The sequence below is a fragment of the Photobacterium damselae genome, from assembly GCF_003026815.1.
Taxonomy (GTDB): Bacteria; Pseudomonadota; Gammaproteobacteria; order Enterobacterales; family Vibrionaceae; genus Photobacterium; species Photobacterium damselae.
This window is the reverse complement of sequence record NZ_PYOG01000022.1, coordinates 50,496-71,282: the sequence shown is the minus strand read 5'-3', so window position 1 is coordinate 71,282 and position 20,787 is coordinate 50,496. Positions and strand designations below refer to the sequence as shown.

Here is a 20,787-nt window from a genome sequence, read left to right as displayed (position 1 = left end):
TTGTTTAGCGTACATGTGTAAGCTAAATTGCTCCCATACTTGTTAAGGAGCGATTTTTATCTCATGACACGCCAGAATTCATACTCTTACGAAGACTTAGTAGCATGTGGCAAACGTGAACTGCATGGACCAAACTTCCCTGCTCTGCCATCAGACAATATGTTAATGATGGACCGTATCGTTGAAATTACCGATCAAGGTGGTGAGCACGGTAAAGGTTTTATTCATGCTGAACTTGATATCAATCCTGACCTTTGGTTTTTTGATTGCCACTTTAAAGGTGACCCTGTAATGCCTGGTTGTCTTGGTCTTGATGCTATGTGGCAGCTTGTTGGTTTCTTCCTTGGTTGGAGTGGCGGCGAAGGTAAAGGCCGTGCTCTGGGTGTAGGTGAAGTGAAATTCACAGGCCAGATTCTACCAACAGCCAAAAAAGTCACTTACGACATTCAGCTAAAACGTGTTATCAACCGTAAACTGATTATGGGCGTAGCAGATGGTCGTGTTCTGGTTGATGGTAAAGAAATTTACGTAGCAAAAGATTTAAAAGTTGGTCTATTTAAAGATACAGACAGCTTCTAAGAGAGCGATTTGAAATAACAATAGATGAAGAAAGATATTGTTATAGTCTCTTCTACAATAAGGTCACTTCGGTGGCCTTTTTTATTTTGTATAAATAATATTTTTAGGGATGAGGTTCAAGGGTAAAGCTAAAATGCAGGCATTAAAAAGCCCCTCTCCTTAAGGGGCTAAATAAGGTTAACCATGAGGGGTTATTTAATGAGACCTTGTTGTAGATCTTCTCGGGCTTCACGCCAACCGCCAAGCCAGTTTGTACGGGCATCAACACCTTGATACGGACATGTTTCACTCGAACGACCATTTAACCCAGCCTGATAACCTCGAGCTTGAGCACGTTCCAAACGATCCCGCTTTTGTCTCTTCATAGTTCGATCCTCATCCTTAACAGATTTGTTTCAATTGGAGTGGTTTTTAACCAGTCCAGATATAAACATGATCGATTTTGGCCAAATGTTCAACCCCTAAAAACAATTCAGGCCCACAAATGTGAGCCCGAATTCAATTATGATAATTTCGTTAAAAATTATTTACGACGACGGAAACCAATAAAGCCGAGTACTGTCAAAGCAAGCACACCAAGTGAACCGCCAGAGCGTTTTACTGGTTCTTCTACATCTTTACGAGGTTCAATCGTACCACCAGCAACAGGCTCAAGCTTAACTGCAGTCAGTACCTCATAGCCGTCACACTGAGCCAATGGTGACGTATCAGAGTATTGTTTGGGTGTCACACCATCAGAAGTACACTTCAATGCTGTTGCAGAAATCTCACCCTTATCGTTAATACCCGTTGCTTGAGCAATACGGTATTGGTTGTTATGAGCAGACTCAGTTCCACCATTAGTTAGGTCATCGACTAACCATGCACCGTTTGCGGTTAGTGCACCATCAGCTTGGCCATCATTGTATAGGAATGCACGCTGACGACGCTCACGGCCATCAACTTGGTTTACTTTTTCAATATCAACCCAGCCAACAGCTTTATTTGCATCATTGATAGAAGATAAATAGCCGTTACTACCGTTAAAGAACAAACTGTTTACTGATGAAGTTAAGAACTTAGTCTGATTCGATGCATTATCATAAATAAACATACGCTCAGCATAAGAACGATCTTCGGAGTTAAAGTTCTTAGCAACACCTGCTACTTTACCATTATCATTAATCGCTGTAGCCATGGAGTACGATAGTTTACGGTCATCTCCATCAGTGATTTCAGTTCCAGGGATAAACTTAATACTCCAATCATCAGCTTTAGGATTATTAATGTCCATGTCAGATTTAGGAGTGAACACTGCTGCTCGATTTGCGTAATAATCATTACGTACATCATCGGTAGAGTAACCAACAGCGATAGGTTTACCATTAACTAGCGCAACAGATTTAGCATTCCCTTGGAAAGAACGATCTTTATCATCAGGATCCCATGCATTTAAACTTGTACTTGCTAACTCTTGTCCTTTAACCGATGTATCACCGGCTTTTACAACCCAAAATACAGCTTTATTTGCATAACTGGTGAACTGACATACCCAGTTACCATAGATGCTATTAGGTTCTGTTTCACATTTTCTAAATGTATCAACGTTATAGTTAGCTCGGCCTTTGCTTGCGTCTACATTACCGCCATCAATATCATCATAATCAGGCAGCTTATCACCATCATCATAATTAGATGGAGTATAAGAAGCACTACCAACAACCAGAAGATCACCGCTTGGTAACTTAACTGCATGGTTAGCAACAGATTGCCCCATTTTAGTTACTAGCGCGTTGTCGCCAATTGGATTCAATTCTGTAGATGAAGATGCAGACAGATCATTAACGAAACCACGCTTAGCAAAAGTACGAGCAAAACGTGAATCGTTATTGAAATAAGCAGAGCTAGTCACACCATATACAGTATTGCTGTCTAACGCACCAAGAACCATTGCGTTTGCAGTAACATGATCGCCACCGTCAACAATAGAACCAAGTTTATCTTGATCTGCATAACGAGAAGCATCACCAGCAAAGGTTGATAAATAGTTTGTTTGACCGTAAACAAAAGGTAATGCATTGGCAAAATAACCATTCCACCAAGCCGCTTGTTCAGTACGTAAACCACCAAAACCAGTGCCATCGTCGGCTTCATTACGGTTGTAGTTTTTACCGTAATAACGCATTTCAGCCCATACATCACAAGTATTAAAGCCTAGATTCTCACGACAGTAACGATATAACTCATTATAATCATTAATACGCTGATAATTATCCATATGAAATGCAACCACATCTGAATAATTAATACCATCATTACCAAAACGACTGTTACCAACAACAGTACCATCTTGTGCAATGCTTTGAGCGTAAAACTCTACCGCATTATTCTTAAACTGATCCGTTGAGCCAGAACGATCATGGTTTGGATAATAATCAGTTGCAAGTGCATTTGATTGGTTATCTGGCGTCGCGACTTCCACAACCTTATAAACGGCTGCTTGAGCCTGAGTAACACCAGCAATTAGTACAGCTAGCGTAGAAAGTTTTAACATCTTATGTTGCATTAGGATTCCTTCTGCATTGCTTCTAACTCTTCCCAACGTTCAAATGCTACTTCAAACGCTTGTTCTTTCTCTGCAAGTAGAGTCAGAACTGCTTGAGTATCATTTTTCACATCAGCAAAGAAACCAGGATCGTTAATCTTCTCCTGAAGTTCTGCAATGTCGTTTTCCAATTGTTCGATTTTCGCCGGTAACTCATCAAGTTCTAACTGCAGTTTGTAAGACAGTTTCTTTGAACTACGTTGACGGTTTGCCTGACGCTGTTTCTGTTGTTCTTCTTTTTTCTTCGCCAGTTCACGCTCTTCAGCTTCTTTTTTGGCAATATTAGCTAAAGAATTTTCTCGTTGCGACTGTGCGTCATGGTAACCACCTACATATTCATTCACAACACCGTTGCCTTCAAAAATCCAGCTTGTTGTCACAGTATTATCAACAAATTGACGGTCATGGCTTACCAATAATAACGTACCCTGATAATTGGCAAGAATTTCTTCTAAAAGTTCCAATGTTTCGATATCAAGATCGTTGGTTGGTTCATCGAGTACTAATAAATTGTTTGGCTTTAAAAACAGTTTTGCGAGCAATAGTCGGTTTTTCTCACCGCCTGATAGTGCTTTTACTGGTGTACGAGCACGACGAGGATGGAATAAGAAGTCTTGTAGGTAACCAAGCGCATGACGGCTCTTACCGTTCACAACCACTTCTTGTTTACCATCGGCCAAGTTATCCATCACAGTCTTTTCAGGATCCAGTATTTCGCGATACTGGTCAAAATAAGCCACTTCAAGTTTAGTACCACAATGGAACTTGCCACCGCTATTCTCTAGCTGACCAAGTAAAATCTTTAATAGCGTACTCTTACCACAACCATTAGGACCAATTAATGCGATACGATCACCACGCATTACATTAAAGCTGAAATCCTTAATGATGGCTTGATCACCAAACGAATGCGAAATATTTTCTGCTTCAAATACAATTTTACCCGAGCGTTTTGCTTCTTGAAGTTGCATGTCGGCTTTACCCTGCACTTCACGGCGTTCACTACGCTCATTACGAAGTTGTTTAAGCGCGCGAACACGACCTTCGTTACGGGTACGACGAGCTTTAATACCTTGACGAATCCAGACTTCTTCCTGAGCTAGCTTTTTATCAAACTCAGCATTTTGTTCTGCTTCAACACGCAGTTGCTCTTCTTTCTCATCAAGATACTTTTCATAGTCACCAGGGAAAGAGCTTAATTGACCACGATCGAGATCGACAATTCTCGTTGCCATCGAACGAATAAACGCACGGTCGTGAGAAATAAAGATAATTGAACCACGGAACTCTTTTAAGAAACCTTCAAGCCACTCAATAGTTGTTACATCCAAGTGGTTAGTCGGTTCATCAAGTAACAGGATATCAGGATCACACACTAGAGCACGAGCAAGCGCAGCTTTACGTTGCCAACCACCAGACAGGTCGGTTAGAAGTGTATTTGCCGTTAGATTCAAACTTTCTAATACTTGGGTGATACGCGTATCGATTTGCCAAGCATTTGCATGATCCAATTTCTCTTGAATGCGAGCAAGCTTATTAATGTTTGATTCACTAGGATCTGCTGTAATCAAATCCAATTGCTGATGGTATTCGCGCAGTAATGTACCTACATCCGCAAGACCTTCAGCAACGTAATCGAAGACTGTACCTTCTGCATCACGCGGTGGATCTTGTTCTAAGCGTGAAACTACCAATTCAGATTGACGCTGAATGCTACCGTCATCAAGTAATATCTCCCCTGCGATAACTTTCATCAGAGTGGATTTACCTGCACCATTACGACCAACCAAACAAACACGTTCATTGGGCTGCAGAACAAACTCTGCTTTATCTAATAGAGGATGATCGCCATAAGCCAGCTGTGCATTGCTGATATTAATTAATGCCATCTTGAGTAACCAGATTATTGTGAGAGAGCCAATCGCGTAATTGAGTGATATCAAAAGGCCAATTGAGCTCTACTGAAGGGATATGAGATAAAGAGAGAACAGGAATCGTGACACCGTAACGAGAAAACAGCGCATCATCTAACGCAATATCTATGGTTTGAACACGATCCTGAACTCCAGCCTGTACGAGCAATTGATAAGCTTGCTCGCACAGATGACATCCTTGTGTACTATATAGTGTGATTACCACTAATCTTCCTTGTGAGTAATGATCCAGCAGTTATGAATTTGTTTATTTTTAGCGAAATCCATAGGTAACGTCTTATCAGAGATATTCTTCGCCTGTAGACCTAATTCTGCTAGTGCCTCTAAATCCATCTTAAATTGGCGTTTATTGTTAGAGAAAACAATTTGGCCTTCAGGACGCAGCATACGCTTTAGATTTTCCATCAACATGATATGGTCACGTTGAACATCAAACGTCTGCTTCATACGCTTAGAGTTAGAGAATGTTGGCGGATCAATAAAGATAAGATCAAAGCTTTCATTCGACTCTTGTAGCCACTGTAAACAGTCAGCTTGAATATAGTTGTGCTGACGACCTACCTGACCATTTAACTTCATATTGTCTTTTGCCCACTCTAGGTAGGTATTTGACATATCAACAGTCGTTGTAGATTTAGCACCACCACATGCAGCATGAACAGTTGCAGAACCTGTGTATGAGAATAGGTTTAGGAAATCTTTTCCTTTTGCCATCGAGCCCAGTTTGCGACGAGTAATACGGTGATCAAGGAATACGCCAGTATCTAGGTAATCGTATAGATTCACTTTTAACTTCACGTCGTATTCGCTTACTGTCATAAAGCGCTCAACACTCGATAATTTCTGGTATTGATTTTTGCCTTTCTGACGCTCACGAACTTTTAAGATCACTTTGCTATTATCAACGCCAGTAACCGCAATCGTTGCTCGCATGATATCCATTAGACGGCGACGAGCCACCTCTTCTGGAATCGTCTTAGGTGCTGCATACTCTTGGATCACAATGTAATCTTTGTATTGGTCTATTGCCGCATTGTAGTTTGGCAGATCAGCATCATACAAACGGTAACATTCAATACCTTCGCGTTTAGCCCATTTAGACAGCTTAGTAATGTTTTTCTTCAAGCGGTTAGCAAAATCTGGTGCAATTTCAGTTTCTTCAACCACACCTTCACTTTGCCCTTCTTCTTTCTTAACACTACCACCGGTGATTAGGTACGTTTTTAGTACACAATCTAAAGCACCGTTACGAAGTTTAAACTGCTTGTCAGCACGCATACGCATACAGCTTAACAATTCGTTTGAAGCAGAATAAATCGCAGCACGAGAACCTGTAAACGCCAATTTCAGACGCTGACCAAATTCGGTATACAGAGCAATCAACTCTGGTGTAGTGCCTAGACGTTCACCGTATGGAGGGTTACACAAAATCACACCATCAGAGAAACCTTCTGGTGCCATTAGGTGCATTGCATCGCCACGTTCAAAGTCAATTAACTCAGAAACACCAGCACGACCGGCGTTATCACGAGCAATGGCTAAAACACGTTGATCGAGCTCACGACCATAAATTTTAACGATCTCTTTTGCTTTTGCAGGACCACGACGTGCTTTTACTTTTGCTTCTGCGTGAATTTCAAGCCAAGCTTCTTTGTCGAAGTCTTTCAGTGCTTCAAAGCCCCAACGCTTACGCTTGATACCTGGTGCAATTTCAGCAGCTATCATTGCCGCTTCAATCACTAACGTACCAGAACCACACATAGGATCTAGTAGAGGTTGTTCAAACGTCCAACCACTCTTCATCACTAATGCAGCAGCATGCGTTTCGCGTAATGGCGCTTTACCTGCTTCACTACGATAACCACGCTGGTGTAAACCACTGCCTGCCATATCTAAACCAAGAATGGCTTTCTCGCCAGATAGACGAACATGGATACGTAAATCAGGGCGTTCACGATCGATAGATGGGCGCATTAGATCCATTTTGGTAAAACGGTCAACAATGGCATCTTTAACTTTCATTGCACCGTATTGGCTATTACGGATTTCGCGGTTTGTACCGTTAAAATCCACCACAATACGGGTGTTACTACCAAAATAGTTATTCCAGTTAATCGCCGTTGCACCTAAATACAGGTCTAGGTCATTACGAACATTAAATTCGCTCAATACGTAAATGATACGCGATGAGATACGAGTCCAAAGACAGCAACGATAAGCCTCAGCTTGAGTTGCTTTAAAACGCACACCGGCATGCACAACCTTAATGTCATGCGCGCCTAATTCTTTCAATTCATCCGCTAGTAGATTTTCTAGTCCACGGGATGTAATAGCTAAATACTGATTCATGGAGTTCTTTTCACGCTGTTGATAGGCGAAAGTATACCTGATTTAACACCAAATACCTCGTATAAAGAATTAGAAAAATTACTAACTTAATAAATTTTCATCAATCACAACGCATTTCCAAGAACTGAATTTGATATTCCATGCACAAGGCACTTTATCCACCAGCGGAAACAATTACGCCAAAACTAGCAATAACACCTTTATCAAACTCTTTGCCATCAATTAAAATCCGTCGAAACCTCATTGTTTACAAGCAAAAACAAACAACATAACACAATGATAAATAACACTAATATTTGACCAATCATCAATCAGCTCGACAACCTTACCCATCTAATACCCTATAAGCATTAAGCTAGCAGGCGCTCAAACAAGCCACTTTCATCTTTGTTCTTTTATTACACAAGATAATTAATTGAGGAATTTTTGCTCACTATCAGCAGTAAAATCACTGATTATTCCAATAAAGAGGACGACAAAATATTTTTTAAAACATCAATAATTCGACCTAAATCACATAAAAAACAGCCGAATTATTTTGACATTAAGAAAATTTGATAACGATTTTTGAGTTTCAGCGCGCGAAAAATAGGATTAGATATTAAATGCTGTAATTAGGAAATGAGATAAGCATTAGCGCCACGTGATATCAATCTGGAGTGATAGCTACGGGATATAAAAGAAGTGCTGTTTTGCAGAGATAAAGGGATTAACAATTACGAGGAACTACTCAAAATAGGCGTATTTGGGAAAGATAAGCAGACAATAAAATGCCCTATTTACAGCAGATGATGAAAGGAAAATAAAAACACCTAACCCACTAACGCTAAGTAGTCTTCTTGTTCAGCAGAAAATGGAATTATGCGATCGTTCATGACTTTAATCACTTCGCAGAAAGTCATCTCTTTGCTTGAATTCAGTGTAAGTGGCTCTATAGTCGCTTGCATACATAACGATGCGCAATCCCCTATTTCGATAACAAGAAATTGAGCTTGCCCAAACTCAGTTTGTAGCGTAATCAGTTCTCCGAGCTCTGGTTGATAATCAACGCCAGATGAAGCAAAAAACCAACTCTTTGGCATAATCGGTTTATGGAAACGGGCAACCGCAACGGCATTAAGGCCAAGTTCAGCCTTGCGAGGAAGAGAGATATCTAGGTGTGTAATGGATTCTTTGAAGCATTGATACACGTCCGCATCATCAACGGTGAAAGTTTGCGTATTATAAGCTTCAGGAGTAAAGAACTTCTTTGGAGTTGCTACGCGAAAGACCATCTCATCACCGAGATCAAGCATTAATGCATCTTCTTGTTGGTCAAAATACCACATCCATGAGTCATTTGGTTTTAACACGGTTACGCTCCAACTTTGGTCTTATGCAACATCACTGATCACATAAATAAACACTGCTAGTTATTTTAATAAGGTTTAGGCGAAAAAAAAGGGGAAACAATATCCCCTTCTTACTCTTTATGCGCCGTAATTTTGACAAATTTCGCAGAAAATTACACTAATTTTTTAGCTTCATCACACAAATTTGTATTACTTCAAGCCCATAACGATATCTTTAACCAACTTAGGACCGTGATAGATAAAGCCGGTGTAAATCTGAACTAAACTTGCACCTGCCTGCATCTTTTCACGAGCAGAAATTGCAGAATCAATACCACCAACTCCAATAATTGGAATCTCACCTTTTAAGCATTCTGCCATTTTAGCAATAACAGCTGTACTTTTGTTCTGAAGAGGACGACCACTTAAGCCACCCATCTCATCACAGTGCTTCATGCCTTCAACTAAGGTACGGTCTAATGTGGTATTAGTACCAATCACACCATCAATTTTATTACGAAGTAATGAGTCACAAATTTGTTCAATCTCATGATCGTCAAGATCTGGTGCGATCTTAAGTGCTAGTGGGACATATTTCCCATGTAGCTCTGCCAGTTCAGCTTGTTTCGCTTTTAGCTGAGATAACAGATCATCTAACATCTCACCATACTGTAATGTTCTAAGTCCTGGTGTGTTTGGTGAAGAAATATTGATAGCAATATATCCTGCATATGGGTAAACCTTATCCATACAGATGAGGTAATCCTCTGCCCCATTCTCTACAGGAGTATCTTTGTTCTTACCAATGTTAATGCCGATGATACCGTCGTAGTTCGCTTTTTTAACATTCTCAACTAAATTATCTACCCCTAGGTTATTAAAACCAAAGCGGTTGATAATGCCTTCAGCAGGAATTAAACGAAATAGACGAGGCTTATCATTACCTGGTTGAGGTCGTGGTGTTACCGTACCAACTTCAACAAAGCCAAAACCCATAGCACCAAATGCATCAATACATTCGCCATTTTTATCAAGGCCAGCCGCAAGGCCAACAGGATTTTTGAACGTTAATCCCATTACTTCAACAGGATGATCTGGAATAGATTGACGATAGAATAAATCTAGAGGAGTGCCGGTAAAGCGAGAGAAGTTTTGCATTGCGAGATCATGCGCTTTTTCTGGATCAAGTTGAAAAATTGCAGATCGTGCGAGGCGGTAAAACATGATACCTCCTTTTATAAAAGCCCCGTATAAACGGGATGGCATTATTGCCTGAAAACCTCCATACGGCAATCATTAATTTTGATACAAATTACGTTAAAACAGATAGTTATGACAAACAACCAATAAAAACAATCAATTACAGTAGAGTAAGAAATCAATAAAATGCAAACGATTACGTAAACAGGGTTTGTTTTGTGGAAAAATTAACCATATTTAGTTTGTTAGCCGTTCAATTCGATCAAAGCGATTGTCTGTCGTTACAAAAACCTTAAATCGCCCTACTAAACCAGCCTGTGTAACAAAGCTTCGAAATCGAACAGCAGGAAACTGAACCTTAAGTCCACAATCGGTATAAACCATTAGTTGACTGGCACTCCCCGAATAATGTTGCAAAAAAACTTGATATGGAATGTTAAGAGAAAACGTAAAAAATCGCATACTTGTTCTATTTGTAAATAGTTAAAGTCCAATCGAAAAAAGCCTAAGAAGTCCAACTCCTTAGGCTTTGTGCTCACGAGTGATATATCGGCTTATAGCTCAAGAGCTTTATGAATTTTCTCGAAAAGATCTTTCGCTAAATTATCAAGGTTAGCTAGCTTCTCCAGTTCTGCACGCATCAATTGCTGACGTTCTGCATCGTATTGACGATATTTTAAGAACGGTTCAATTAAACGAGCAGCAACTTGAGGATTACTGGTGTTCAAATGCGTTAGAATTTCAGTCAAGAATAGATAGCCAGAGCCATCTTTTGCATGGAAATGAACTGGATTGTTTGCAGTAAAGCTCACCACTAAGCTACGGGTACGGTTAGGGTTTTTCAGTGAAAATGCAGGATGATTCATGGTTTCACGAACAACTTGCAAGGCATTATCTGCTGGATTTTTACCTTGTAGCATGAACCACTTGTCCATCACTAAGCCATCATGAGTCCATTTTTCACTAAAATCTGTCATTTGTGCTTCACGACACGCTAACTGAGCATTATTCGCCGCATTCATTGCAGCCATAGTGTCAGTCATATTATCCGCAGCTTGATATTGAGCATCAACTAATGCGTTACCCTGCTCAGTTAATGCAAGATAAGATAGGCATTGGTTACGGAGTGTGCGTTGAGCCATTGCTTGATGATCTAGGCTATATTGCTTTTGTGTTAACGAATGATAAATAGCACTAAATTCATCGCTCATTGCATTTGCCAGTATCTTCGTCAGTTCACCAACAACATGATGAATTGAATCCACATCCACACATTGGTACCAACCTGCTATTTCATTTTCACTTGGCAGTGTTAGCATCTCAGCAATAAAAGCGGGATCCAATTCAGTTGATAATAAAACGTCACGGAATGCATCAACCACAGCTTCAGAAAGCTCTACATTATTGCCTTGCTGAACACGAGTTACGTTGTGACGAATGTATTTAGCCAATAGCATTTGACCTGCATCCCAACGAGCGAACTCATTACGAGCATGGGTCATTAAGAAGATCAGCTCATCATCGCTATAATCATATTGTAGTACGACAGGAGCCGAGAACTCTCTTAGCATAGAGATAACGGGTTGTGTCGTAATCCCTTCAAAAACAAACGTTTGTTCTGCTTCTGTCACGTCCAATATATGATGAATCGACTCACCGTTACAGCGTAACTCATAAGGTTCACCATCCTGGTTATACAACTCGATATCAAACGGAATATGAAGTGGTAGTTTCTCTTCTTGATTTGGTGTCGCTGCAGTTTCTTGCTTAATCGTGACCGCGTAACGCGCCTTATCCTGATCATATTCAGTTGTAACAGTTACAACAGGAGTTCCTGATTGGCTATACCAACGACGGAAGCGAGATAAATCAATCTTCGAAGCATCTTCCATTGCTTGAACGAAATCATCACAGGTAGCAGCCGTGCCATCATGACGCTCAAAGTACAATTTCATACCCGCTTGGAACTTCTCTTCTCCCAGTAACGTGTGCATCATTCGGATCACTTCGCTGCCCTTCTCATACACAGTTAAAGTATAGAAGTTATTCATCTCAATCACTTTTTCCGGACGAATTGGATGAGACATCGGGCCGCGATCTTCTGCAAACTGAGGACCACGAATAATACGGACATTTGCAATACGGTTAACAGGACGAGAACCAAGATCTGAAGAGAATTCTTGATCTCGGAATACGGTTAATCCTTCTTTTAAGCTTAGTTGAAACCAATCGCGACAAGTCACACGGTTACCAGTCCAGTTATGGAAGTATTCATGACCAATAACGGATTCAATGCCTTGGTAGTCAGTATCTGTGGCGGTTTTTGGATTCGCTAATACAAACTTGGAGTTGAAAACATTAAGACCTTTGTTTTCCATTGCTCCCATGTTGAAGAAATCAACGGCAACAACCATATAGATATCAAGATCGTACTCTAAACCAAAACGCTCTTCATCCCACTTCATGGCATTTTGCAGTGACGTCATCGCATAAGTAGCGCGATCTAAGTTACCTTTATCAACAAAGATCTCAAGCTCAACCTTACGACCGCTCATAGTGATAAAGTGATCTTTCAATACATCAAAATCACCAGCAACTAAAGCAAATAAGTATGATGGTTTAGGGAATGGATCTTGCCATTGTACCCAGTGGCGGCCGTTATCTAGTTGCCCTTCAGCAATACGGTTACCATTACTTAATAAAAATGGGTATTCGTTATCGGCGATTACTTTTGTGGTAAAGCGAGCCAGTACATCGGGGCGATCTAAATAAAAAGTAATGCGACGGAAACCTTCAGCCTCGCACTGAGTACAATACGCACCACCCGATTTGTACAAACCTTCAAGTAATGTGTTCGCTTCTGGGTTAATTTCAGTTTCAATAGTAAGCTCGAAACTCTCAGGAAGATTGGAAAGAATGAGTTGACTCTCGGTTTCCTGATAAGCAGTCCATGGCTGACCATCAACACTCACACGGATAAGTTTAAGCCCATCACCATCTAGAGCCAAAACAGCAGAGCTAGCATCGGTTAAACGCTTCACCTGACTAACAGCCAGCACTTTTGTTTGAGTATCGTATAAATCAAACGTCAGATCGATATCACTGATGGTATAATCAGGAGCAGTATAGTCGGCGCGGTATTTGGCAGTCGGCTGGTTAGTGTTTGTTATATCAGACATGCGTATTTTTCCTTTTTTGCCTAAACATCGAGCAGTAATGATTTCCTAATCAAGGTATACGTTTTAGATATTTTACTGTATAACCATTGATGAATAAGAATTAATATCAACTAAACTGAGAATTGCAACAATTATTTTTTACTGTACGGTAAAAATAAACTCCCTTTACTGGCTTGTTGTTTTCTCCGTTTAAGCGTATCGTTACTGCCCTAAAATTTAATGAAAGTTTGCTGGTTTTTAGCCAAAACAAACTCAAAGTAATGTAGAATTACCGGATTGCGACAAACTACAACATTAGATATGAATCATACAGGTCACAATGGGGTCATCGAATCCCTGCTTGATACAGATGCGTATAAACTGCATATGCAGCAAGCAATTTTTCATCAATACCCGAACGTCGAAGCGGTTGCGGAGTTCCATTGCCGCAGCAAGGAAGACTTACGTCCGTATTGTCAACAAATCAAAGCTGAGATTGAGAAGATCTCTGAGCTTTCATTTACTGACGATGAACTGGCCTATTTATCAACATTATCATTTTTCCAAGCAGACTACCTTGCTTACTTGAAAGATTTCAAGCTTAACGCGGCAAATGTTTTCGTTGACGATTCAGGCGATCAATTATCCATCAAAATCACGGGTAAATGGCTCGACGTAATTCTTTGGGAAGTCCCACTTCTAGCAATCATTTGCGAAGTTCGTTGCTCTCACCGTTATCCTAATGCATCGGCTGCTGATGCAATCGCTCAACTAGAAACTAAAATTGAGCGCTTTTACCAAAATGCGCAGCAAAATAATATCGATTTAAGCCAGTTTGCGCTGGTGGATTTTGGTTCTCGACGCCGTTTCTCTAAAGCTGTTCACCATCAGGTTGTCGATTACTTAGCGAAAAATATGCCTGAGTTTAAGGGTACGTCCAACTACTACTTAGCTTTCACTCGCGGGTTAACTCCTGTTGGTACTCAGGCTCATGAGTGGTTCCAAGGACATCAGCAACTGTCTGGTGAACTTGCAGACTCACAACAACTTGCATTAAATCGCTGGTTACAAGAATACCCGGATTCATTAGGTATTGCCTTAACTGACTGCATCAATATGGACGCTTTTTTACGAGATTTTGATCTTCGTCTTTCAGAGCGTTTTGATGGTTTACGTCATGATAGTGGCGACCCTATCTCTTGGGGTGAAAAAGCGATCGCTCATTATCAAGATTTAGGCATTGACCCAAAAACAAAATCTCTTGTTTTCTCAGATAGCCTAACTCTGGATAAAGCACTCAATATCTATAAGCATTTTGCAGATCGTATAAATGTTAGCTTTGGTATTGGTACTCAATTAACCTGTGATCTACCAGGCGTAGAAACCTTGAATGTAGTGCTTAAACTTACAGAATGCCAAGGCCGACCTGTTGCAAAAATCTCTGATGAGCCAGGTAAAATTATGTGCCGAGATGAAGATTATCTCGACCAATTACGTACAGCATTTAAGATTGCAAACTAATATGCAAAAGGCTAGAGCGTTATTTTCCGCATCTAGCCTTTTTCTTATCGCTACATTCATTGCCATTTATTCGTTCTTTTATCTATCTACTCTCTAAGCATAACCGCTTCCATACCAAAATCAGTATTTGTGAGTGTCAATGTATCTGAAGCCAGTTGAAACTCACTACTATGCTGACCCGTCTCATACATAAGCACAATATTGTTATCTTCTAAATAGTACACACCTTGGTGCTGTTTCGTTTTACCTTCTTTATCTGACACTTCAGCAGAAAAGAGAAAATCAGGACGTAAAGACAAACTTAATTCTTCAATTTCTTGATGGATATCTTTACCAGAGAGCTGAGAAGATCGCCAATTACCAGGAAGATTCTCAGGTGCAAGTTTGGTAAACCGAGCACCATCTAATATGAATTGATTGTAACTGAGCATATAACTGTGTGATTGTTCTGGATGACCATTCGCAAATAAGGTTACTGAAGACTCATCAATATCATAGGTTCCGACCCATTCATCAACAGAACCATCAGCTTTTAACATTCTAAGCATGAATTGATAAGTAGATTTAAATTTAATGTTCATTGCACGATAGTGAACACCATCACTTTCAACTCCATCATCAGAAGGACTGAACCAATACCAATCCCCCAAAAGAAACGGATAATCAAATTCAGTAATATCATGTTTATTATTAGCCAACGACAAAGACGAAGTTATCATCATAACAATGATAATGAGTATTTTCTTCATATTATGCACCTTGTTGATATAGGTCTTATATCTCCCTGCATAAATTAGACCATGACAATTTATTGCTTGTTATGTTTATAAGCCTAGCTAAGATTTCAATGAACCATCCGTTTTTCAACTTCTATCAACAAAAAAGCCCCAACCTATCTCTAAGCTGGGGCGATAATTTTATTAATGCGTAACCTGAATTAGCTGCGTTTCACTTTTTCTTTTACAAGATCGGAAGTAATCGCAACCGCTTCATCGAGGTAAACATCTGGTGCTTCATAATCTTTAGGCACATCGTCCAAAGATTTAAACGCCGGTTTACCCAATACTTTTTGTCGTTTGTTCAAACGAGCTAAGCGGTCTGCATCGTCTTTATCTTGCTCTTTAATACGAGTCTTTTCGTTTAGCGAGATTGTATTAACGTCTTTCTCTGCTTTATATTGCTTAATATCTTCAGCAATAAAGCCAAATTCCATATCATTCTTGATACGAGCTTTATGCTCTGCTTCAAGTTTTGGAACTACTGGTGAGAAATTATAGATCTTCTTATAATCAGCCGGCTTAATACTATCCCAAGGTAGAGCATTATCTTCAACACTCTCACCGGTTTCAGCAGGATCAATTGCTGTTGGGAACGCAATATCAGGAACAACACCTAAGTTTTGAGTGCTGCCGCCATTAATTCGATAAAACTTCTGGATCGTGTATTGAACATGACCGAGTGGTTTATCAAACAGATCATAAATATGATTCAAAGAACGATGCTGCTGAACCGTACCTTTACCAAAGGACTGTTCACCTAGCACAACGGCACGACCATAATCTTGCATCGCTGCTGCAAAAATTTCTGATGCTGATGCGCTATAATGGTTAATAAGTACAGTAAGTGGGCCATTAAAATAAACCACATTATCTGAATCGCCGTTTACTTTAACTCGACCATAACTGTCACGAACTTGTACAACAGGTCCTTCTGATATGAATAGTCCTGTTAGTGCCGTTGCTTCAGTTAGTGCTCCACCGCCATTATTGCGTAAATCGATCACGACACCGTCAACTTTATCAGCATTCAGTTTTGCAATCTCTTTCTTGGTATCTTCTGTTAAACCAACGTAGAAACCTGGAATTTCAATAACACCAATTTTCTTACCGTTAACAGTTTTAACTTCTGACTTAGCGGCGCGATCTTCAAGACGAATCTTATCTCGAGTTATCGTGACAGTGTAACTCTTCGAATTCTTACCTTCTGGCAAGATTTCCAGTATCACATCACTGCCCTTTGGACCTTTAATCAACTGGACGACGTCATCTAAACGCCAACCAATCACATCAACGATTTTCTTCCCTTTTTGACCAACACCAATAATGCGATCGCCTTCGGACAGTTTTTTCGATAATGCAGCAGGACCACCAGCAACTAAAGAACGAATAACCGTATAATCATCCGTCATTTGTAATACAGCACCAATCCCTTCTAATGACAGATTCATTTCTGACTGGAACTGTTCTGCATTACGAGGAGATAAGTAACTTGTATGAGGATCGACTTCACGAGCAAACGCATTCATGTAAAGTTGGAATACGTCTTCATTGTGAGTTTGAGTTAAACGCTTAAGCGCATTGTTGTAACGTTTAGTCAGAGTTTTTTTAATCTCTGCCTCATCTTTACCTGCAAGCTTAAGATTTAGAGCATCGTATTTAACACGTTGACGCCAAATTTCATTAAGCTCATTACTGTCTTTTGCCCACGGTAATTCGGAGCGATCAATAACGAACTCTTCATTGGTGGTAAACGTAATCGGCTTATCAAGTAACGTTAACGCATATTGATAACGTTCGAGGCGGCGCTCAAGCGTTTTATTAAAGATATCATAAGCGGCTACACTATCACCCGCTTTGAGTTGATCATCAAACTGATCTTGCCATTTATCAAACTGTTTAATATCGCTAGCGGTAAGAAAACTGCGATTGTAATCTAGCATCTCTATGTATCGATCGTACATCTTTTCAGAAAACTGATCGTCAAGATTAAAATGCTTATAGTGAGAACGAGTAAGGCGAGATGCAACCCTTTTAGCGGCAGTAGCATGCTGCTCTTCAGGGGCAAGCGTCGGTAAGTCACTTGATGAGTATTTGGCCTCCACGGCCTGAGCTGATGCTGCCAACATCATACCGGCAGCGATCAGGGAAAAACGGAATCGACATTTCATACGTCGAGCATTCTCCTTACGAATGCAGGTGCTCCGCTTTAACAGCCATTACTAGACCGTTATTGAAACGTACACGTACATCGTCCTTGTTAATTTCTACAATCGTCGCTGGCATATTACCAGAACCCATGTTCACTTGAACTTGTTTGCCTTCGATGATCTCTTCAGCAGTTAGCTTACGAGTTTCAACTACAGGCTTTTTGTTAAGCTTAGCTGATTTTGGCTTAACATTCTTAGCTTTAGGTGAATTTTTCGCTTTAGGGTCACGATCTTTTTTCGCAGCAGCTTTATGAGCAGCTTGCTCTTTACGACGAGCACGTACTTTTGCCTTGCTTTCTTCTAAAGCTTTTTGCGCGTGTTCAACGTGTTCTTGCTCTAGAGCTTCACACTCGTTACCGTCTAGATCTACACGATGTGCGCCAGCTTTTACGCCATGAAGGTAACGCCATGAAGAAGTGTATTGACGTAATGCAGTACGCAGTTGCGTTTTACTTACTTTATCATCGCCTTCTAGACGCTCTGCAAGATCTTGGAAAATACCAATCTTAAGAGGCTTCGCTTCACCTTCTACAGTGAAACATTTAGGGAAACGCTCAGCAATATATGCAATCACTTCTTTACTGTTCGTTAACTTTTCAGAGTTTTCCATGAATTTACCTGACATAGAGCGAGAACATCTCGCTGTAGTACTTTGATCAAAAAGAAATAGTGGTGACTATTATAATTACCTACAGACGAAAAACCACATAAAGCATGAAATTAAAGATATTTTTGTAGCTCTTCTATGAAATAAATTAGTCCTAGCTCATCATTTTGGTCAAATCTTGACAAACTTGGGCTGTCGATGTCTAAAACTCCGATCACTTCCCCGCTTACAATAAGAGGAAGAACTATCTCCGAATTGCTCACTGCATCACAGGCAATGTGTCCAGGGAAGGCATGAACATCTGCAACTCGTTGTACTTTTTTCTCTGAAACTGCAGTACCACATACACCTCGTCCAACCGGAATTCGAACACAAGCGGGTTTGCCTTGAAATGGCCCTAATACTAATTGATCATCTTTTAGTAGATAAAACCCTACCCAGTTAATATCCTCTAACTCCATATTCAATAAGGCACTAATATTAGAGATATTAGCAATCAAATCTTTTTCCCCTTCGATAAGTGCAAGGGCTTGTTGAGTCAATCTTTTGTAAAAGGCTGCTTTATTTTCCATAGCTTACTCCATATATAGCCGTTAGAATGGATAACTTAATTTAAAATAGGAATCATTATCATTGTGTCACACAGAACAACAACTCAAATGATTAACTGGTCTTGGATAATTACACAAGCAAAAAAACATAAGAAACGACTTATCACAGCAAACATCATTGCGATTATTGCTACGTTAGTCAGTGTCCCTATTCCGCTTTTAATGCCTTTGATGGTTGATGAAGTTCTACTCAAAAAACCAGGTGAAGGGATTGTCTACTTAAATCATCTTTTACCTGACCATTGGCAAGGACCAACAGGATATATCCTTATGGTGCTGTTACTGGTTGTTTTAATGCGAGTTATCAGTCAGGCACTCAATATACTGCAAAGCCGTCAGTTTACCTTGGTAGCAAAAGACATAACTTATAACTTAAGGGAACATTTACTTAATAAACTTGGCCGTATCAGCATGCGTCAATATGAAGAGAGAGGAAGTGGCGGCGTCACATCTCATCTGATCACGGATGTTGAAACCATAGATAAATTTGTTGGCGATACGCTTAGCAGATTTCTCGTGGGTTTATTAACGGTCATCGGTACTGCTATTGTGCTGCTTTGGATCAACTGGAAACTGGGATTATTAATCTTACTGGTCAATCCTATCGTCGTGTATGCCTCACAATTAATGGGTAATCGCGTCAAAAACCTCAAGCGTCAAGAAAACAAGTCGTTCGAAAAATTTCAGCAACGATTAGTTGAGACATTAGATGGCCTTTATCAACTTCGTGCATCCAATAAAGAACGTGAGTTTTTAGCTCGTTTAAAACATGATGCTGATGATATTCGCCACAGCGCAGACAAATTTGCATGGCAATCAGAGGCCGCGGGAAGAGTATCCTTTCTGCTCTTTTTGATTGGCTTTGAAGTATTTAGAGCTGCGGCCATGCTTATGGTGGTGTTTAGTAACTTAACAGTTGGGGAAATGCTGGCGGTGTTTGGCTATCTCTGGTTTATGCTGACCCCGGTCCAAGAGTTACTCAATATTCAATTTGCATGGTATGGCGCATCAGCCGCAATGCAGCGACTCAATACTTTGTTGACTCTCGATGAAGAAAAGCGCCCTCAAGCCACTGTAGATCCATTTACCGCAAACCAAGCTATCGATATTCAATTGCAAGATGTTCATTTCTCCTATGATGACGAAAAGAAAATCTTAAATTCTCTGTCTTTATCTATTCCTGCGGGAAAACGCGTTGCTTTAGTCGGTGCATCTGGCGGCGGTAAGTCAACGCTCATCCAGCTTCTTTTAGGGATCTATCAGAAAAACCATGGCAATATTCTGGTTAATGGCCACCCTATCGAAGCAGTCAGTTACGAACAGTTACGAAAAAAAATGGCCGTTGTTTTACAGCACCCCGTTTTATTTAACGACACTTTAAGGCACAATTTGACATTGGGCGGACATTTCAGTGATGAACAGCTATGGCAAGCACTTGAAATTGCCCAACTCACTGATGTGACAGAACGCTTAACGGCAGGATTAGATACTGAGATCGGTCGTCAAGGTATTCGTTTATCCGGTGGTCAGCGTCAACGGTTAGCTATTGCTAGAATGGTGTTATCAAGCCCTGATTTTGTCATCTTAGATGAAGCAACATCGGCATTAGATACTGCGACAGAAGCGGCACTTCACCATGCATTAAATACTTTTTTAAATGGTAAAACGACTTTGATTGTTGCGCATCGTTTATCTGCGGTTAAGCAAGCTGATCTAATCTATGTATTAGAAGATGGACAAGTCACCCAAGCAGGAACACACGACGAACTGGTTGCAACCGATGGACTATACCAAACACTCTATGGCTCATCACAATCAACAAATATCGAGCCCGTTGTCGTTAACGCAAAATAATGGTTATTAAACCGTAATAATTTTTGCAATGTAACAACTTGAAGTAATAGACCAACTCGTTGTCATGGATAGA

Annotated in this window: 16 protein-coding genes; 3 read left to right on the top strand and 13 right to left on the bottom strand. The window is 40.3% G+C overall.

The window, feature by feature from the left end; translation table 11 throughout:
• Positions 1–63: 63 nt before the first annotated feature.
• Complete coding sequence (fabA, locus tag CTN07_RS16635) at positions 64–579, top strand: bifunctional 3-hydroxydecanoyl-ACP dehydratase/trans-2-decenoyl-ACP isomerase (protein WP_005299393.1); 516 nt, start codon at positions 64–66, stop codon at positions 577–579.
• A gap of 191 nt (positions 580–770) precedes the next feature.
• Here the strand turns inward: fabA and rmf are convergent, their stop codons facing one another.
• From rmf to pepN, 9 genes are all read right to left on the bottom strand, one after another.
• Complete coding sequence (gene rmf, locus CTN07_RS16630) at positions 771–944, bottom strand: ribosome modulation factor (protein ID WP_036763867.1); 174 nt, start codon at positions 942–944, stop codon at positions 771–773.
• 158 nt (positions 945–1,102) lie between these two features.
• Positions 1,103–3,124: a DUF3466 family protein gene (locus CTN07_RS16625; protein ID WP_005299389.1), complete on the bottom strand. Its 2,022-nt coding sequence runs from the start codon at positions 3,122–3,124 to the stop codon at positions 1,103–1,105.
• Entirely contained in the window at positions 3,124–5,052 is a 1,929-nt protein-coding gene (uup, locus tag CTN07_RS16620) for an ATP-binding cassette ATPase Uup (RefSeq protein ID WP_005299386.1), read from the bottom strand. Before uup ends, CTN07_RS16625 begins: the two co-directional genes overlap by 1 nt.
• Positions 5,039–5,302, bottom strand: a complete 264-nt coding sequence (locus CTN07_RS16615; protein ID WP_036763865.1) for a glutaredoxin family protein — start codon at positions 5,300–5,302, stop codon at positions 5,039–5,041. Before CTN07_RS16615 ends, uup begins: the two co-directional genes overlap by 14 nt.
• Positions 5,302–7,446, bottom strand: a complete 2,145-nt coding sequence (rlmKL, locus tag CTN07_RS16610) for a bifunctional 23S rRNA (guanine(2069)-N(7))-methyltransferase RlmK/23S rRNA (guanine(2445)-N(2))-methyltransferase RlmL (RefSeq protein ID WP_036763863.1) — start codon at positions 7,444–7,446, stop codon at positions 5,302–5,304. The genes CTN07_RS16615 and rlmKL overlap by 1 nt, the downstream gene beginning before the upstream one ends.
• Positions 7,447–8,258: 812 nt before the next feature.
• On the bottom strand, positions 8,259–8,798 hold the full coding sequence (locus CTN07_RS16605) for a cell division protein ZapC (protein WP_036763860.1): 540 nt from the start codon (positions 8,796–8,798) through the stop codon (positions 8,259–8,261).
• Between the two features lie 189 nt (positions 8,799–8,987).
• On the bottom strand, positions 8,988–10,001 hold the full coding sequence (gene pyrD / locus CTN07_RS16600; RefSeq protein ID WP_036763857.1) for a quinone-dependent dihydroorotate dehydrogenase: 1,014 nt from the start codon (positions 9,999–10,001) through the stop codon (positions 8,988–8,990).
• 213 nt (positions 10,002–10,214) lie between these two features.
• Complete coding sequence (locus CTN07_RS16595) at positions 10,215–10,439, bottom strand: DUF2835 family protein (protein WP_036763855.1); 225 nt, start codon at positions 10,437–10,439, stop codon at positions 10,215–10,217.
• A gap of 92 nt (positions 10,440–10,531) precedes the next feature.
• Positions 10,532–13,156, bottom strand: coding sequence for an aminopeptidase N (pepN, locus tag CTN07_RS16590; protein ID WP_005299377.1), 2,625 nt, complete (start codon positions 13,154–13,156; stop codon positions 10,532–10,534).
• Positions 13,157–13,456: 300 nt separating this feature from the next.
• Here pepN and pncB point away from each other — a divergent pair, with 300 nt between their 5' ends.
• A complete protein-coding gene (pncB, locus tag CTN07_RS16585; protein WP_005299374.1) occupies positions 13,457–14,656 on the top strand; it encodes a nicotinate phosphoribosyltransferase in 1,200 nt (399 codons plus the stop codon).
• A gap of 86 nt (positions 14,657–14,742) precedes the next feature.
• On the opposite strand, the gene CTN07_RS16580 is transcribed toward pncB, so the two are convergent.
• From CTN07_RS16580 to msrC, 4 genes are all read right to left on the bottom strand, one after another.
• A complete protein-coding gene (locus CTN07_RS16580; protein WP_005299371.1) occupies positions 14,743–15,405 on the bottom strand; it encodes a lipocalin-like domain-containing protein in 663 nt (220 codons plus the stop codon).
• A 188-nt stretch (positions 15,406–15,593) separates the two neighbouring features.
• Positions 15,594–17,603, bottom strand: coding sequence for a carboxy terminal-processing peptidase (gene prc, locus CTN07_RS16575; protein WP_005299369.1), 2,010 nt, complete (start codon positions 17,601–17,603; stop codon positions 15,594–15,596).
• Between the two features lie 16 nt (positions 17,604–17,619).
• A complete protein-coding gene (gene proQ / locus CTN07_RS16570) occupies positions 17,620–18,252 on the bottom strand; it encodes an RNA chaperone ProQ (protein WP_005299366.1) in 633 nt (210 codons plus the stop codon).
• A 110-nt stretch (positions 18,253–18,362) separates the two neighbouring features.
• Positions 18,363–18,821: a free L-methionine (R)-S-oxide reductase MsrC gene (gene msrC, locus CTN07_RS16565; protein ID WP_036763852.1), complete on the bottom strand. Its 459-nt coding sequence runs from the start codon at positions 18,819–18,821 to the stop codon at positions 18,363–18,365.
• A gap of 87 nt (positions 18,822–18,908) precedes the next feature.
• On the opposite strand from msrC, the gene CTN07_RS16560 reads away from it, so the two are divergent.
• Positions 18,909–20,714 carry an ABC transporter ATP-binding protein gene (locus CTN07_RS16560; protein WP_036764998.1) on the top strand — a complete coding sequence of 602 codons (1,806 nt, stop codon included), beginning with the start codon at positions 18,909–18,911 and terminating at the stop codon, positions 20,712–20,714.
• Positions 20,715–20,787 lie beyond the last annotated feature (73 nt).